Source organism: Achromobacter sp. SX5, from assembly GCF_056711425.1.
The window spans coordinates 5,503,442-5,519,577 of record NZ_CM160041.1 but is presented as its reverse complement, the minus strand read 5'-3'; the positions used below and the strand labels follow the sequence as shown (position 1 = coordinate 5,519,577).

Sequence of the window (16,136 nt, the reverse complement as noted above, 5' to 3'; positions counted from 1 at the left end):
TTAGGAGCCCGACCATGAAGACCCTCGTATCCGCCCTGATCCTGTCCGCTTCCTTCATCGGCGCCGCCCACGCCGGCGAGCTGGACTATCCCCCGCCGCTGAACACAGAAAGCACGCTGACGCGCGCCCAGGTGCAGCAGGAATTGGCCGCCGCCCGCGCCGCCGGCCAGCTGGAGTTCGGCGAAGAAGGCTATGCCGCCACGACCTACGCCGCCAGCGCCGACAAGACCCGCGCCCAGGTGCAGCAGGAACTGGCTGCCGCCCGCGCCCATGGCCTGACCGACAGCGGCGAGCTGGACTATCCGCCCGTGCAAGGCTGAGCGTGATGCCGACGCATGCGGGCCCCGGGAAGCGGGAATCTTCCCGCCGGGGCCCGCGCGGGCGTTACCGCGGCGTAATCCGCCGCATCGATGACGAATTGACCTATTAGTAGGTAATATTCAGCCATGGACACTCCGACCCCCAGCACCACCCGCGAACTGCTACTGGCCCACGCCGAGAAGCTGATTCGCACGCGCGGATGCAACGGCTTCAGTTACCGCGACCTGGCCGAGCACGTGGGCGTGAAGACGTCCAGCATCCACTATTACTTTCCGGGCAAGGACGACCTGCTGTACGAAGCCGTCGAAGCCTACAGCGCGCGCGCGCTCGGCGCCGTGCGCAGCATCGACACCGCGCAGCCCGCGCGGGCGCAGCTCGACCAATACCTGTCGCTGATGGAATCGCGTTCCTGCGGTTCGGGCGAACTGTGCCTGGGCGGCATGCTGGCCGCCGAGGTCAATTCCCTGCCGGAACGGGTGCGCGGCGCCTTGCAGGGTTTCTTCCGGGCGCACGAAGCCTGGCTGGCGCGCGTGCTGGCCGAAGGCGCGGCGCAAGGCACGATGAAGTTTTCCGGCACCCCCGAGGCGGCCGGCCGCGCGGTGTTCGCGACGGTGCAGGGCTGCATCCTGGTGTCGCGCCTGTTCCAGCAGCCCGCCGCCCTGTGCGAGGCGATCGGCGCGCTGTATGTGCAATGCGAGGACAAAGACGATTGAGCGCGGATTCCCCTGTCGCCGTCGACGGCCGCCATGCGCGATGCAGGCGGCCGTGTCGTTTCAGGGGCTAGGCGGCGAGCAGGGCGCGCGCCATGTCGACGCTGGTGCGCTGCTGCACGCCCAGGTCCCGCATGCGCTGCTGGAACGCCGCCTGCGCGTCGGCGAAGCCGGCCACGGGGCTCATGCAGTCGGTCAACAGCACCAGCCGCGACAGCTCGCGGCCGGGCAGGTGCTCGGCCAGGTGTTCGACGGTGGCCTTGACGCAGTGGCTGCCCGCTTCGCCGGCGACCAGGATGATCTCGGCGCGGTCCAGCGCGTCGAGCAGGCCGCGGTTGAGCTGGCTGCGGGGATCGTCGGCGTCGGGCACTTCGGCCATCAGCGCGCTGTAGTGCTCGGTCCAGGGGTTCACGCCCTTGGGGACCTTGCGCACGATGAACTGGCGCTCGTCTTCCCAGCGGCTGTAGGCGGAGCGCACGTCCGCATGCACGTTGTGGCCCCACGTGCCGATCTCGCAGTGCACGGGCCAGACCATCAGCGTGTAGCGGCCGCGCGCCTCCAGTTCGTCCAGGTAGGACAGGGTGCGCGGCAGGTCGTCGGCATGGCGCGGGCGGAACGCGCCGGCGCGCACCTGGGCCGCGGTGATCGGCGTGAACGGCGCCACCGGCTGGCCGTCGCCGGTGCACCAGAACGTCGGGTGGGCGATATCGAGCCGGTGGTGGGAATCCAGCGTGACGGTGATGGCGGTCAGCGCGGGGGCGGCGGCGTCGATGAAGCGCGCCAGCCGCAGCATGTCCTGGTGCGCGCCGGCGACCGGCAGGGCCGGCGCAAGCGCGGCGCCCGTCAGCGGATCGGTGGGCAGGTAGGCGGGAGGCAGGTCGCAGAAGTCGTTCTGCGGGTCGATGATCAATAGATGGCAGGAGCGCGGCATGACGACGTTCGGTAGGGGCGAACCGAAAATATAGAACGGGACGGCCATGGCAATCTAGAAAAGTACCAGATGCTCGGGGCGGTCGGGCAGTTGCCGCAGCAGGGCGCGCCATAGCAGCCAGAGGCGCAGGCCGGCGGCCAGGGCGATGAGGGCGATCAGTATCCACATGTGAGGCTCCTGAATGTTTCGCACGATCGTGCGAAATTGGGCGTAAGCAAAGCGCCGCGCCGGTGCGTCCGGGCGGCGCTATCCGATGTACTTGAAGCTGCGGTAGGTGGAAATCAGGCGTTCATAGGCGGCCCGCACGCGGTCGTGGGCCTTGGGGTCGCGCAGGAAGCGCGCGTCGTGCATCAGGCCGATCATCAGGCTGTAGACCTCGAACACCAGCTGTTCGGGGTCGGTGTCCGGGCGCAGGTGGCCGGCTTCCAGCGCCTGGTTCACGGTGCGGACCATGGCCGCGCGCCAGCGCCGCAGATTGTGCTCCAGCACGCTGCGCAGCGGCGATTCGACGTCGTCGTACTCGAAGGCCCCGGCCACGTAGATGCAGCCGGTCAGCATTTCGACGTTGCTGGCGCGGTCTATCCACAGCGACACCAGGGCGTTGAGCCGCGGCAAGCCGCGGGCGTAGGCCATCGCGGGGGTGAAGACCGCGGCCACGAAGCGCCGGTCGTACTCGTCCAGCACCGCCTGCTGCAGGGCCTCGAGCGAGCCCACGCGCGAGAACACGCCGCTCTTGCTGATGCCCAGGCGCCGGGCGACCTGGCCCAGCGACAGGCTTTCCAGGCCCTGCGCGGCGGCCATGTCCAGCGCGGCGTCGACGATGGCCGCGAAGGTCAGTTCGCTTTTCTCGGTTTTGGCGGTCATGAGGCAAATTTAGCACGACCGTGCGAAAAAGGCGCGATATTTTCCGGCGGACAAGCAAAAGGCCGGACAGCAACGCCGTCCGGCCCCAACGCTGTCCGGCCCGTTCGGGTTGCGGCGCTCAGGCCTGGGCGGCCTTGAACTCCAGGCGGTACTTGTGCAGCAGCGGCTCCGTGTAGCCGTTGGGCTGCGTCAGGCCTTCGAACACCAGCGCGCAGGCCGCCTTGAAGGCCAGCGAGGTGTCGAAGTGGCCGGCCATGGGGCGGTAGAGCGGATCGCCGGCGTTCTGGCCGTCGACCACCTTGGCCATGCGCTTGAAGGTTTCCATGACCTGGTCGCGGTTGGTGATGCCGTGGCGCAGCCAGTTGGCGATGTGCTGGCTGGAGATGCGCAGCGTGGCGCGGTCTTCCATCAGGCCGACGTTATGGATGTCGGGCACCTTGGAGCAGCCCACGCCCTGGTCGATCCAGCGCACCACGTAGCCCAGGATGCCCTGCACGTTGTTGTCCAGCTCCTGCTGGATGTCGGCGGCCGACCATTTGGACGGGTCGCCCACCGGCACGGTCAGCAGGCCATGCAGCAGTTCGTCGCGCACGCTGTCCAGGCTGGTGCGTTCCAGTTCCTGCTGCACCGCCTGCACGTCGACCTGGTGGTAGTGCAGTGCGTGCAGCGTGGCGGCCGTGGGCGAGGGCACCCAGGCGGTGTTGGCGCCGGCCTTGGGATGCGCGATCTTCTGTTCCAGCATGGCGGCCATCATGTCCGGCATGGCCCACATGCCCTTGCCGATCTGGGCGCGGCCGCGCAGGCCGGCGTCCAGGCCGACCAGCACGTTATTGCGTTCGTAGGCGGCGATCCAGGCGGTGGACTTCATGTCGCCCTTGCGCATCATCGGGCCGGCTTCCATGCTGGAGTGCATTTCGTCGCCGGTGCGGTCCAGGAAGCCGGTGTTGATGAAGGCCACGCGGCTGGCGGCGGCTTCGATGCAGGCCTTGAGGTTGATGCTGGTGCGGCGCTCCTCGTCCATGATGCCCATTTTCAGGGTGTTGCGCGGCAGCTTCAGCAGGTCTTCGACGCGGTCGAACAGCTCGCTGGCGAACGCGGCCTCGGCCGGGCCGTGCATCTTGGGCTTGACGATGTAGACCGAGCCGGTGCGCGAGTTCAGCTTGCGCTCGCGGTCGGCCAGGGCGGCCAGGCTGGTGACCACCGCGTCCAGGATGCCTTCGGGGATTTCCTGGCCGTCGCGGTCCAGGATGGCCGGGTTGGTCATCAGGTGGCCGACGTTGCGCACGAACATGAGCGAGCGGCCGTGCAGGGTGAGCGGCGAGCCGTCGGGGCGGGTGTACTGGCGGTCCGGGTTCAGCTTGCGGGTGAAGGTCTTGCCGCCCTTGGTGACTTCCTCGGTGAGGTCGCCCTTCATCAGGCCGAGCCAGTTGCGGTAGATCTGCACCTTGTCGTCCGCGTCGACGGCGGCGACCGAGTCCTCGCAGTCCATGATGGTGGTCAGCGCGGCCTCGACCACCACGTCCTTCACGCCGGCGGCGTCGGTGCTGCCGATGGCGTGGGCGCGGTCGATCTGGATCTCGAAATGCAGGCCGTTGTTGACCAGCAGGATGGCCGTGGGGGCGGAGGCCGGGCCCTGGTAGCCGGCGAACTGGGCGGGCGACTTCAGGCCGGTGGCGCCGTCGGCCAGCGCCACGCGCAGCTGGCCGCCTTCGACGGTGTAGCCGCGCGCGTCGGCGTGCGAGCCCTGGGCCAGCGGGGCGGCGCCGTCCAGGAAGGCGCGGGCGCGGGCGATGACGGCCGCGCCGCGCTGCGGGTTGTAGCCGCCGCCGGTGTCGCCCGGCGTGGCGGGGATGGCGTCGGTGCCGTAGAGGGCGTCGTACAGGCTGCCCCAGCGCGCGTTGGCGGCGTTCAGCGCATAGCGCGGGTTGGACATGGGCACCACCAGCTGCGGGCCGGCCTGCTGCGAGATCTCGGTGTCGACGCGGTCGGTGCTGGCGCGCACGCTGGCCGGCTGCGGCAGCAGGTAGCCGATGCCTTCGAGGAATTTGCGGTAGGCGGCCGGGTCGGCGATGGGGCCCGGATGGGCGCGGTGCCAGGCGTCGAGCTCGGCCTGCAGGCGGTCGCGCTCGGCCAGCAGCTTGCGGTTCTTGGGGGCCAGGTCTTGCACCAGGGCGGCGAAACCCTGCCAGAACGCGTCGGCATCCAGGCCGGTGCCGGGCAGCGCTTCCTGTTCGATGAATTGGCTGAGATTGGCCGCCACTTGCAGGCCGTGGTGCTGGATGCGTTGAGTCATGCGGTTCTCTGACGGTAAGTGAGGCTGGCCGGCGCCGCGCGCCGGGCGGTTCTTCGCGACATCATCGTCCGCGCCAGCGGCGATGTCCATATCAAAACCCGCTGGTCATACCAGTTTATTTTGGTCGTCCCGGGCAGACCTTGATTTTTTATGGTTTTATATCAGCTACTTACAGAGGCCTGATCGGCCGGTTCCCATGGGGGGCGGGCTTGGTCATACCACTGGTACGGAGAGCGCATGTACGCGGAAACAGAAGCAAAACCCCGCCAGGTGGCGGACGAGGTGGCCGAGCGCATCGAGCGCCTGATCCTGGACGGCGTGCTCAAGGCCGGCCAGGCGCTGCCCTCGGAACGCCGCCTGACCGAAAAGCTGGGCGTGTCGCGCACGGCCCTGCGCGAAGGGCTGAAGCTGCTGCGCGCGCGCGAGATCATCCATACCTCGCAGGGCAAGGGATCGTTCGTGGCGCAGATCTCCAAGGTGGACGCCGGGCCGCTGATGCACCTGTTCAATTCGCAGCCGCGCACGCTCTACGACCTGCTGGAGGTGCGCTCGCTGCTGGAGGCGGAGTCGGCGCGCCTGGCGGCCATACGCGGCACCGAGGCGGATTTCATCATGATCCGCCGGCGCTACGACGAAATGGTGGCGGCGCAGGATGCGGCCACCGACATGACGACGCACGCGCACCTGGACCACGCCTTCCATCTCGCTATCTGCGAGGCCTCGCACAACCCGGTGCTGGTGCATACGCTGCAATCCCTGACAGACCTGCTGCTGGGTTCGGTGTTCGCCTGCGTGAACAACCTGTATCACCGAGAGCCGGAAAAGCGCCAGATCGACCGCCAGCATGCGCGGCTGTTCAACGCCGTCACCGGGCGCCAGCCCGAGCAGGCGCGCAAGGCGGCCGCCGACCACGTGGACAGCGTGCGCCGCAGCCTGTCGGATATCGAGCAGGAAGAACAGCGCCTGGTGCGCGCCACGCTGCGCCTGGAAGGCTGGGCCTAGGGTCTAGCGCCCCAGCATCGACAGCGCGATGCCGAGCACCGATTTCCTGAAGGCGCGAGGCCGTTGCGGCAGCGATGAAAAGCGGCCCAGCAGGTGGCTGTACGACACCGTCTTGGTGATGCCATTGAGCAGCATCATCGACATGACCATGGGATCGTGGCGCGCCATCTCGCCGGCGTCCATCGCCGCGGCCAGCAGCGGCGTGAGCACGCGGTAGTACGGCCGCATCACGCGCTCGACCAGCAGGTCGAGCCGCTCCCCGTCTTCCAGCGCCGCCGTGGAAAAGAACAGGCCGAGGTCCGGTTCGCCGATGACCCGGTCGACGAAAAGCGCCAGCGCCCGCTCGACCCGTTCCCGTGGGGCCATCGGCTCGCCGGCCAGCTTGCGCGTGGCCTCGACCATGGGCTCGGCCCGTTGGGCGATCCGGTCGATGATGGCCGTCCACAGTTCCTGCTTGGAGCCGAAGCGATGCGCGATCAATGCCGCGTCGACGCCGGCCGTGCGTGCGATCTCGCGCACGCTGGCCGCTTCGTAGCCGTGGCGCGCAAATACCTGCTGCGCCGTATGGAGCAGCGTGTCCGGGTCCACGGTCTCCCTGACGGCCGGCCGTCCGCGCGCGCGCTTCGTTCCATCGCAGGAATCTGGAAAAGACAATTTCATCGCCCGCCTGTCGTTGATTAATTCATCAGGCGATGAATATACTGGATTCAGGGCTTTCCGCGGCATCGCCGGATCATCGGCATTTTTCAAAGGAGTTCATCATGAACAATCTGAATGGCAAGGTTGCCGTCGTCACGGGCGCGGCCAGCGGCATCGGCAAGGAAATCGCCATGACGCTGGCGCGGGCCGGCTGCGCGGTCGCGATCGCAGACCTGAACGTGGACGGCGCGAATGCGGCCGCGCAGGCGATCCGCAGCGCCGGCGGCAAAGCCGTGGGCGTGGCGATGGACGTCACCGATGAAGCCGCGGTCAACCGGGGCATCGATCAGGTGGCCAAGGAATTCGGCTCGATCGATATCCTGGTTTCGAACGCCGGCATCCAGATCGTCAATCCGATCCAGGACTACGCTTTCGCCGACTGGAAGAAGATGCAGGCGATCCACGTCGACGGTGCGTTCCTGACGACGAAGGCCGCGCTCAAGCACATGTACAAGGACGACCGGGGCGGCATCGTGATCTATATGGGCTCGGTGCATTCGCACGAGGCCTCGCCCCTGAAATCGGCCTACGTCGCGGCCAAGCACGCGCTGCTGGGCCTGGCCAGGGTGCTGGCCAAGGAAGGCGCGCCGCACAACGTGCGCTCGCACGTCATATGCCCCGGTTTCGTCAAGACGCCGCTGGTCGACAAGCAGATTCCCGAGCAGGCGAAGGAACTCGGCATTTCCGAGGAGGAGGTGGTGCGCGACGTCATGCTCGGCGGCACCGTCGATGGCGTTTTCACCACCGTCGAGGACGTCGCGCAGACGGTGCTGTTTCTTTCCACGTTCCCGAGCGCCGCGTTCACCGGACAGTCATTCGTCGTGAGCCACGGCTGGTTCATGCAGTAAGCCGCGCTCAGAGGGCGACCCCGGCCAGCGCCAGGGGCTTGCCTGCATACACCCGGCCGTAGCGGTTGTGCACAAAGGTCTCCAGGTCGATCGCTTCCTGGCCCACGAAACCGCGCTGCGGCAGCACGCCCTGGGCCACCAGGTCGAGCGCCGCGCAGATGCCCGCCGCCGTGGACAGCTGGATCGCGCTCAGGCGGTGGCCTTCCACGTCCGCGCCGAAGATGCGCACCGGGTAGGACTCTTCTTCCAGCCGGCCGTCGCGCCGGCCCGAGGCCGAAGCCTGGATCACGATCACGTCCTGGCCGGTGGTGGGGATGGCCGCTTCGAAGATCTCCTTGAGCAGGTCGCGGCGGTCGCGCAGGCGCAGATCGTTGAGCAGCAGCTTCATGATGGCGCAGTGTCCGGGGTAGCGCACGGACTTGTAGTCCACGTTGCGGGCGCGGCCCAGCAGGGTGGCGGGCAGGGTGCCCAGGCCGCCCGAGGTGTTGAAGGCTTCGTACTCCACGCCGTCGAGCGCGAAGGTTTCGTAGCCTTCCAGCGCGGGCACGCTGGTGAGCTGGCCGTCGACGATGGCCTCGCACGGGTTGCAGTATTCGTTGATCAGCCCTTCGGTGCTCCAGGTCAGGTTGTAGCGCAGGCCGTTCGAGGGATAGCGCGGCAGGGCGCCGACGCGCATGCGCAGGTCCAGCAGGGTGTCGAAGCGGCGCGCCAGCGCGTTGCCGACGATGCCGATGAAGCCCGGGGCCAGGCCGCATTGCGGCATCAGCACGCCGCGGGACTCGGCGGCCAGCGACTGGATGGCGTGCGTGCTGGCGACGTCCTCGGTCAGGTCGAAATAGTGCACGCCCGCTTTGGCGCACAGGCCGGCCACCGCGATGGCGCGATGGAAGGGCAGTGCGTTGACGACGGCGTAGCGGCCTTCGATGCAGCGCGCCACGGAGTCGTCATCCGAAATCTGCCGGGTTTCGCAACCGAGTTCGGCCACGGCCCGCAGCCGCGCGGGGTCCTGGTCGGCGACCAGCACGCGATAATCGCCGCTGCGTTCGAGCATCAAGGCGATGGCGAAGCCGATCTTTCCGGCGCCCAGGAGCAGGATGGGACGGGGCGATGATGCGAGGGACATGGCGCGGACTCCTGTGGATAGGGGAAGGCAGTGGCCTCATGCTATGCCCGCGCGCTGTCGATGTGTAGAGAGCAGAAAGTCGAATCGGCTTAAGAAATAGTCGATTCGACATTAATAAACGTCGAATCGGCAAAAACAAAGCCCCCCGGCGGGGCCGGAGGGCTTTGGGGCGCTGTTCGCGGCCGCGGGGGGAAGCGGCCGTGGGAGGGGATCAGCTGCCCAGGGGCGGGTAGTCCAGGTTGCCGAAGGTGACCAGGCCTTCCGCCTTGGCTTGCGCCAGTTCGGTCTGGACCTGGGCGCGGCTCAGCGTGGTGGTCTTTTCGGCGGCGGCGACGGGCGGATAGTCCAGGTTGCCGAAAGTCACTTCGCCGGCGTTCTTGGCCTGGGCCAGTTCGGCCTGGACCTGTTGCGAGGTCAGGCTGGACGTCTGGGCGATGGGGGCGGGATAGCCTTCTTCGCCGAACGTGTACTGGCCGGATGCCTTGGCTTGTTGCAGTTCGGCCTGGACCTGGGCGCGCGTGACGCCTTGGTCGGCTTCGGCGGCTTGGGCGCCGGCGGCCAGAACGGACATGGACAGCATCAAAGCGGTAGCAAGGGTTTTCATGGCAGACCTCCGTTGATCTTGAGCTTGGGAGCCGAACCGCCGGCCTGATTGCCTGGGGGTTCGCTTGCTGTGTCCCGATGAGTTGCATTCTGTGCGCAATCACCCCTGGGATAAACCCTTATTACCTGAAAACATTTTTCCAAAATCTTGGCTAATCGGGTGCTATTTCACCAAATAACCCCATCAATGGTGATGTTTCCATTTGATGACGCAATAGGAGGCCGCGCCCCTTGCGGCGGGGCGGGAAGGTGGGACGAACGGGATCAGCGGTTCAGTTCCGCCAGGGCGGCGTCGTATTCGGCGCGGGCCTCGTCCAGCTTGCGCTGGGCCTTGTCGATCTTGTCCTGCTTGCCCTTGGCGCGGGCCGCCTTGAGTTCGCTTTCGCGCTCGGCCACTTCGGCCTGCTTGTCGCGGACTTTGGCTTCGCGGCTGTCCTGCAGCCGGCTGTCGGTGCAGCTGGCGCGGGCTTCGGCCAGGGCCTTGCGCAACCCGGCTTCGCGCCGCGTGTTGTTCTGCGCCTGGGCCGCGGCGATGTCGTTTTCGATATGGCAGAACTTGGCGGCGCAGCCGCGCGCCGCGGAGCAGTCGGCGGCCTGGGCCGGCAGGGCGCCGAGCGCGGCGGCGGCCGCAGCGGCCAGGACCAGGGGTTTGAGCAAAGCGGGCATGCGGATCTCCATCAAGGGGGAATGGCGGCCGTCTGCGCCCGAACCGGCGCGTTTCAGCGGATCAGGGTGCCCGCCAGCGCGGCGGCCACCAGCAACGCGCCCAGCCAGAGGTTGGCGCGAAACAGCATGAAATTGCGGTCGGGACGCTGGATGTCGAACACCTTGAGCTGCCAGGCCAGGTGCACCGCCACCGCCGCCATGCCGACCTGATAGGCCCACGACAGGCCGATGGCGTAGCCGCCCCAGGCCCACAGCGCCACGGTGGCCGCGTAGAAGCCGCCGATCCAGAGCTTGCCCTGGTCGCCGAAGCGCATGGCGGTGGAGTGCAGGCCCAGGCTGCGGTCGTCGCGCACGTCCACGTAGGCGTAGATGCTGTCGTAGCCCACCTGCCACAGCACGGCGCCCGCCCACATCGCGATGGCGGCCAGCGGCACATGGTTCTGCGTGTCGGACCAGGCCATCAGCATGCCCCAGTTGAAGCAGATGCCCAGCACCACCTGCGGCCAGTACGTGACGCGCTTGCACAGCGGATAGATGAAGACGAAGGGCAGCACGGCCAGCGCCAGCCAGCGGCTCATTTCGTTCAGGAAAAACAGCAGCGAGCCGCAGACCAGCAACTGCCCGAGCAGGAACCAGACGGCGTTCTTCATCGTGAGCTGGCCGCTGGTCAGCGGCCGGAAGCGCGTGCGCTCGACGTGCTTGTCGAAGTTGCGGTCGCACATGTCGTTGACCGTGCAGCCGATGCCGCGCATCAGCAGCGCGCCCAGCGAAAACACGATCAGGCGCTGCAGATCGGGCAGCCCGCCCGCGGCCTGCACCAGCGCGGCGACGGCGGGCAGCAGGGTCAGCCAGGTGCCGATGGGTCGGTCCAGCCGGCAAAGCCGGGCATAGGGCCGCCATGATTTCGGCAGCCAGCGTTCAACCCAGTCGGTAAAGACGATGTCGGAGAGGTCGACGGGAGATTGTTGGGGGGCGCTCACTGTCACGGCGAAACGGAGGAAGGAAAACCGACAGCATAAAACAACCGCGCGCCGGCTTCCTGTCCAGCAGAACCCCGAGCGATTCGAGGCACCCTCACCGCACGCCACAAGCGCTCCCAGATCGGGGCTGCACGGATCCGGCTCCGCCGGTCCGTAGCGGCGCCCCCTGGGGGGAAGCGCCAAGGGCGCTTCGGGGGGGGAAACTTACAGCGCTTTCAGCAGCTTGCCGAGGATTGCGATGCCGGTGCGGATCTTGTCTTCCGGCACCGTGGCGAAGCTCAGGCGCAGCGTGTTGGATTTGCCGGCGCCGCAATAGAACGGCGCGCCCGGCACGAAGGCCACGTTCTGCGCGATGGCCTTTTGCAGCAGCGCGGTGGTGTCGATGTGCTCGGGCAGCGTCAGCCAGATGAACATGCCGCCTTCAGGCTTGGTCCAGGTGACGGTGGACGGGAACTCGCGCGCGATGGCGTCCAGCATGCAGCGGCCCTGCACGCGGTAGATCTCGCGCACGTTGGGCAGGTGCTCTTCCAGGAAGCCGTCCTTGACGATCTCGTACACGGCCATCTGGGTCAGCGTGGGCGTGTGCAGGTCGGTGGCCTGCTTGGCCTGCACCAGCTTGTCGATGAGCGGGCGCGCGGCGGCGATGTAGCCCAGGCGCAGGCCGGGGGCCAGCACCTTGGAGAACGTGCCCAGGCGCACGACGTTGGCGCCGTATTCGGCGGCCAGCGCGATCAGGCCGGGTTGCGGCTCGCCGGCGTAGCGCAGTTCGCCGTAGGGATCGTCCTCGACGATGGTGAGGTTCAGTTCCGCGGCGCGCTTGACCAGCGCGATGCGGCGCTCCAGGCTCAGCGTGCGGCCGGTGGGGTTCTGGAAATTGGGCAGGGCGTACAGGAAGCGCGCGCCGGCGGCCAATTCAGGGGTGATGGCTTCCGGGATCAGGCCGCCTTCGTCGGTGGGCACCGGCACGAACTTGGGCTGGTACAGGCTGAACGACTGCAGCGCGCCCAGGTAGCTGGGGTCTTCGACCAGCACCTTGCTGCCCGGGTCGATCAGCACCTTGCCCAGCAGGTCCAGCGCCTGCTGCGAGCCCGACACGATCAGGGTCTGGTCGGGCGTGACGTTGGCGCCGGCCTTGTTCAGGTCGTCGGCGACCCATTGGCGCAGCGGCGCGTAGCCTTCAGTGGGGCCGTACTGCAGGGCGGCGCGGCCGTTGGTGGACAGTACCTTGTCGAATGCCGCGCGAACTACCTCTACCGGAAAGCCGCCGGGCGCCGGCAGGCCGCCGGCGAACGAAATGACTTCGGGACGCTCGGTTACCTTGAGAATCTCGCGGATGGCGGAGCTGGTGAGTTGCTGGGCGCGTTCCGAAAAGGAAAACGCAGGTTCGAGAGGCTTGTCCATGGAGTGCTTCTTGATCAAGAAGGGTAGGAAGGTTCGGGCATTTTTTTCCCTTGGGGAGGCCCGGTTGAGAAATTTGCGAAAAGCATTGTCCCACATGGCGGCAGCCCGGCCCCCATAATGGCGGCTGGCCCTAAAATCACCTGCATCGATAATCGCCTGTACAGTTACATTTCCGCCATGTTCGAAGCCGCCCCGATCCACGCCGATTCCAAGGCCGCCCTGTACGCCGGGCTGGCCGCCCAGGCCCGCGCCCTGCTCGAGGGCGAACACGACCGCATCGCCAATGCGGCCAACCTGAGCGCGCTGGCCTACCAGGCCCTGCCGGACCTGAACTGGGCGGGCTTTTATTTCTATGACGGCGCCGAGCTGGTGCTGGGGCCGTTCCAGGGCAAGCCGGCCTGCGTGCGCATCCCGCTGAACCGCGGCGTCTGCGGCGCGGCCGCCAGCCAGCGCCGGACGCAGGTGGTGCCGGACGTGCATGCGTTTCCCGGGCACATCGCCTGCGACGCGGCCTCGCGTTCCGAAGTCGTCGTGCCGCTGGTGCACCGCGGCGAACTGATCGGCGTGTGGGACGTGGACAGCCCGCTGCCGGGCCGTTTCGACGAAGACGACCGCCAGGGCATGGAAGCCCTGTGCGCGGTATTCCTGGCCAGCCTGGCGTGATCCGCGGCGCCGCCGCCGTTGACACGGCGGCGGGCTGCCGGTAGATTTGCCGTCTTTCGCGCTCGCCGCGCACCGATTTCCCGATTCATGATTCCTCAGGCCAACCAATCCGCTTTCCCGCTTCGCGCCCTGTGCGCGATGCTGGCTTGCGCCGGCCTGAAATCCAAAAAACAGCCGCTCATCTGACCGGAGCATGCTGTTCCGTCAGATGGGCGACGGAACAGCGGCCTCCTGGCGGCGCATGGCGCCGTCCGCGCATCCCCTCTGATATCCCGAGCACTTCTGTACGGTCCAACCACGGTCCGTTTCACACCGAAGGAGTGTTCACATGCAATCTCATCAATCTCCGATCCAGGGCGTCTGGGTGCCGCTGGTCACGCCGTTTTCCGGCGGCGCCGTCGACGGCGGGGCCTTGCGCCGCCTGGTGCGCCACTATGCCGCCGCGGGCGTGGACGGGCTGGTCGTCTGCGGCAGCACGGGCGAGGCCGCGGCGCTCGACGACGCCGAGCAGCTGGCGGTGCTGGACGCCGTGCTGACCGAGGCGGGCAGGCTGCCCGTCATCATGGGCCTGGCCGGCAACCACCAGGGCCACGTGCTGCAGCGCCTGGCGGCCTTCGGCACCCGGCCGCTGGCCGGCATCCTGGCGCCGGCGCCGTACTACGTGCGGCCGGGGCAGGAGGGCGCGGCCGCCTATTTCCGCTGCCTGGCCGACGCCTCGCGCTTTCCCCTGGTGCTGTACGACATACCCTATCGCACCGGCGCGACGCTGGAGACCTCGACCCTGCTGGGGCTGGCGGCGCATCCCAACATCGCCGCGATCAAGGATTGCGGCGGCTCGCTGGAAAAGACGGTGGCGCTGATCGCCGACGGCAATATGGCCGTGCTGGCGGGCGAAGACCTGCATGCCCTGTCCGTGCTGTGCCTGGGCGGGGCCGGCATGATCGCGGCGGCGGCCCACATCCGGCCGGACCTGTTCGTGGCCATGTACCGCGCCGTGCGCACGCAGCAGCTCGACCAGGCCAGAAAGCTCTTCCATGCGCTGGCGCCGGTGATCCGGCTGGCGTTCGCCGAGCCCAATCCCGGCCCGGTGAAGGCGCAGCTCGAACGCCTCGGGCTGCTCAACGCGGAGGTGCGCCAGCCCATGCCGCGCGCAAGCGCGGAACTGGCGGCCCGCATGGAGGGCGCGGTCGCCGGACTGAACCGCCTGTACCCGGCCTAGGGCGGCCCGCGAGCTTTGTGGCGCCTGGATTCATTTTGTAATAAATATCCTGCCTGGAAGCTGACGGATTGCTTATGATGCGGCCATTCCTCGGGTGAAACAAAACGTTCATGGCCCTGGCTTTCGAATCGCTGTCCGCCTGGCAAGTCATGCTGGCGGGCTTGCTGTTCTTCGGCGGCATCTATCTGGTTTTCGGCGCGGCCACCTGGCTGCTGACGCATTATCTGCTGCCCGCGCTGGGCATCGGGCGCCCGCTGGACCCGCGTCCGCTCGGCCCGGGCCAGCTGCGCCGCGAGTTCGCGCAGTCCGGCCTGTCCATCCTGCTGTTCGGCACCGGCATGATTTTCCCGTGGGGCCTGGTGCAGCTGGGCTGGGCGCGGCTGGACCCGGACGCCGGCTGGCGCCAGATCTTGGTCGAGATCCTGGTGCTGGTGGTGTGGAACGACGTGCACTTCTGGATCAATCACCGCCTGCTGCACACGCGGCTGCTGCGCCGCTTCCACCTGCCGCATCACCGTTCGGTCGTGACCACGCCGTTCTCCACCTACAGCTTCCATCCGGTCGAAGCGCTGATGCTGGGCAACGTGATCCTGCTGCCCATGGTGCTGCACGATTTCAGTTTCTGGTCGCTGGCCTCGGTGCCGCTGTTCAGCCTGTTCTTCAATTGCATCGGGCACGCCAACTACGACTTCTTTCCGCGGGTGTCGTATGCGCACTGGTTCGCCGCCAGCCGCCGCCATCATCTGCACCACGCCTGCTACAACGGCAATTACGGCTTCCAGTTCACCTTCATGGACCGCCTGTTCCGCACCCGGCTCAAGGCCGAGGCGGCCGCGCCCCAGCTGGACGCCTTCCGGCAGCGAGAATCGCTTGGCGGGCGCGCTTAAGCGGCGGCGCCGGCTGCCGGCGCTGCGCAACCGGCGCGACTGGCAAAGCCTGGCCTACCTGGCCGCGCTGCCTGCGCTGGCCGCCTGGCAATGGGCGTACGGATTCTGGTGGCCGCTGTACGGGCTGATGCTGTTCCTGACGCTGGGCATCGGCGTCATCCACCACAACCATACGCACCTGCGCATGTGGCGCGGACGGCGGGCCAACCGCGCCACCGATTTCTGGATCACGCTGCTGCAGGGCCATCCCACCTTCGTGTTCTATCCCGCCCACGTCGCCAACCACCACCGCTACCGCCACGGCGCGCGCGACGTGGCGCGCACCTACCGCTTCGGCGGCGACACCAACCATCTGTGGGGCTACCTCATCCACCCGCTGCAGGCCGTGTGGGTGCTGTATCCGCTGTTTTTCGCGTGGCTGGGCCGCCTGCGCCGACATAGCCCGGGGGCGTGGCGCTACTGCATGGCGCAGTACGGCGCCTGGCTGGGGCTGTGGGGCGGCCTGCTGGCCGTCAACCCCATGAAGGCGCTGCTGTTCGTCATCGTTCCGCAGCTGCACGGCCTGCACTGGCTGCTGGCCACCAACTACCTGCAGCACGCGCATGCCGACGGCGGCCCGCGCGCCGTCGCCGGCCTGAACTACGCGCGCAACTTCGAGGGGCTGGTCAATCCGCTGCTGTTCAACATCGGCCTGCACACCGCCCACCACGAGCATTCACGCGCGCACTGGTCCGAACTGGGCCGGCTGCATCGCGACCATTACCGCGACCGCGTGAACCCGGCGCTGAACGAGCGCGGGCTTGCGCCCTACATGCTGCGCGTGTTCGTACTGGCCGTCTTCGTGCCGCGGCTGCGCAGCCGTTCGCACATGGCGCCCGAGCACATACGCTAGCGCCGCCACCGATATTTCTCACTAGAGACCTGCC

Annotated in this window: 17 protein-coding genes; 8 read left to right on the top strand and 9 right to left on the bottom strand. The window is 67.6% G+C overall.

Annotated elements, in window-relative coordinates; translation table 11 throughout:
* The first annotated feature begins 14 nt into the window (after window positions 1–14).
* On the top strand, window positions 15–320 hold the full coding sequence (locus tag AC1M14_RS25925; protein WP_102775062.1) for a DUF4148 domain-containing protein: 306 nt from the start codon (window positions 15–17) through the stop codon (window positions 318–320).
* A gap of 126 nt (window positions 321–446) precedes the next feature.
* Entirely contained in the window at window positions 447–1,034 is a 588-nt protein-coding gene (locus AC1M14_RS25920; RefSeq protein ID WP_209165906.1) for a TetR/AcrR family transcriptional regulator, read from the top strand.
* A gap of 67 nt (window positions 1,035–1,101) precedes the next feature.
* Here the strand turns inward: AC1M14_RS25920 and AC1M14_RS25915 are convergent, their stop codons facing one another.
* From AC1M14_RS25915 to AC1M14_RS25905, 3 genes are all read right to left on the bottom strand, one after another.
* Window positions 1,102–1,962 (bottom strand): cysteine hydrolase family protein, encoded by an 861-nt coding sequence (locus AC1M14_RS25915; RefSeq protein WP_479730686.1) that lies wholly within the window; start codon window positions 1,960–1,962, stop codon window positions 1,102–1,104.
* Between the two features lie 246 nt (window positions 1,963–2,208).
* Window positions 2,209–2,826, bottom strand: coding sequence for a TetR/AcrR family transcriptional regulator (locus AC1M14_RS25910; protein ID WP_102775066.1), 618 nt, complete (start codon window positions 2,824–2,826; stop codon window positions 2,209–2,211).
* A 118-nt stretch (window positions 2,827–2,944) separates the two neighbouring features.
* The gene (locus AC1M14_RS25905) at window positions 2,945–5,119 is read right to left on the bottom strand and encodes a malate synthase G (RefSeq protein ID WP_479730685.1); all 2,175 of its coding nucleotides are present in this window, start codon (window positions 5,117–5,119) and stop codon (window positions 2,945–2,947) included.
* Between the two features lie 237 nt (window positions 5,120–5,356).
* Here AC1M14_RS25905 and glcC point away from each other — a divergent pair, with 237 nt between their 5' ends.
* Complete coding sequence (gene glcC, locus AC1M14_RS25900; protein WP_102775068.1) at window positions 5,357–6,121, top strand: transcriptional regulator GlcC; 765 nt, start codon at window positions 5,357–5,359, stop codon at window positions 6,119–6,121.
* A gap of 3 nt (window positions 6,122–6,124) precedes the next feature.
* Here the strand turns inward: glcC and AC1M14_RS25895 are convergent, their stop codons facing one another.
* The gene (locus AC1M14_RS25895; RefSeq protein WP_102775069.1) at window positions 6,125–6,781 is read right to left on the bottom strand and encodes a TetR/AcrR family transcriptional regulator; all 657 of its coding nucleotides are present in this window, start codon (window positions 6,779–6,781) and stop codon (window positions 6,125–6,127) included.
* Window positions 6,782–6,882: 101 nt separating this feature from the next.
* On the opposite strand from AC1M14_RS25895, the gene AC1M14_RS25890 reads away from it, so the two are divergent.
* Window positions 6,883–7,668 carry a 3-hydroxybutyrate dehydrogenase gene (locus AC1M14_RS25890; RefSeq protein ID WP_102775070.1) on the top strand — a complete coding sequence of 262 codons (786 nt, stop codon included), beginning with the start codon at window positions 6,883–6,885 and terminating at the stop codon, window positions 7,666–7,668.
* 7 nt (window positions 7,669–7,675) lie between these two features.
* Here AC1M14_RS25890 and AC1M14_RS25885 read toward each other — a convergent pair whose 3' ends face one another.
* The 5 genes from AC1M14_RS25885 to AC1M14_RS25865 form a co-directional block, all read right to left on the bottom strand.
* Window positions 7,676–8,791, bottom strand: coding sequence for a saccharopine dehydrogenase family protein (locus AC1M14_RS25885; RefSeq protein ID WP_102775071.1), 1,116 nt, complete (start codon window positions 8,789–8,791; stop codon window positions 7,676–7,678).
* Between the two features lie 211 nt (window positions 8,792–9,002).
* Complete coding sequence (locus AC1M14_RS25880; protein ID WP_102775072.1) at window positions 9,003–9,395, bottom strand: DUF4148 domain-containing protein; 393 nt, start codon at window positions 9,393–9,395, stop codon at window positions 9,003–9,005.
* Window positions 9,396–9,658: 263 nt separating this feature from the next.
* Window positions 9,659–10,060: a DUF1090 domain-containing protein gene (locus AC1M14_RS25875; RefSeq protein WP_102775073.1), complete on the bottom strand. Its 402-nt coding sequence runs from the start codon at window positions 10,058–10,060 to the stop codon at window positions 9,659–9,661.
* Between the two features lie 53 nt (window positions 10,061–10,113).
* The gene (gene ubiA, locus AC1M14_RS25870) at window positions 10,114–11,040 is read right to left on the bottom strand and encodes a 4-hydroxybenzoate octaprenyltransferase (RefSeq protein ID WP_102775074.1); all 927 of its coding nucleotides are present in this window, start codon (window positions 11,038–11,040) and stop codon (window positions 10,114–10,116) included.
* A 204-nt stretch (window positions 11,041–11,244) separates the two neighbouring features.
* Window positions 11,245–12,441 (bottom strand): aminotransferase-like domain-containing protein, encoded by a 1,197-nt coding sequence (locus AC1M14_RS25865; protein ID WP_102775372.1) that lies wholly within the window; start codon window positions 12,439–12,441, stop codon window positions 11,245–11,247.
* A gap of 177 nt (window positions 12,442–12,618) precedes the next feature.
* On the opposite strand from AC1M14_RS25865, the gene AC1M14_RS25860 reads away from it, so the two are divergent.
* The 4 genes from AC1M14_RS25860 to AC1M14_RS25845 all read left to right on the top strand — a co-directional run bounded on the left by AC1M14_RS25860 (window position 12,619) and on the right by AC1M14_RS25845 (window position 16,102).
* Window positions 12,619–13,104, top strand: coding sequence for a GAF domain-containing protein (locus AC1M14_RS25860; RefSeq protein WP_479730684.1), 486 nt, complete (start codon window positions 12,619–12,621; stop codon window positions 13,102–13,104).
* 328 nt (window positions 13,105–13,432) lie between these two features.
* The gene (gene dapA / locus AC1M14_RS25855; protein ID WP_102775076.1) at window positions 13,433–14,323 is read left to right on the top strand and encodes a 4-hydroxy-tetrahydrodipicolinate synthase; all 891 of its coding nucleotides are present in this window, start codon (window positions 13,433–13,435) and stop codon (window positions 14,321–14,323) included.
* 110 nt (window positions 14,324–14,433) lie between these two features.
* Window positions 14,434–15,210 carry a sterol desaturase family protein gene (locus AC1M14_RS25850; protein WP_479730683.1) on the top strand — a complete coding sequence of 259 codons (777 nt, stop codon included), beginning with the start codon at window positions 14,434–14,436 and terminating at the stop codon, window positions 15,208–15,210.
* 13 nt (window positions 15,211–15,223) lie between these two features.
* Window positions 15,224–16,102, top strand: coding sequence for a fatty acid desaturase (locus AC1M14_RS25845; protein ID WP_440130668.1), 879 nt, complete (start codon window positions 15,224–15,226; stop codon window positions 16,100–16,102).
* Window positions 16,103–16,136: the final 34 nt, after the last annotated feature.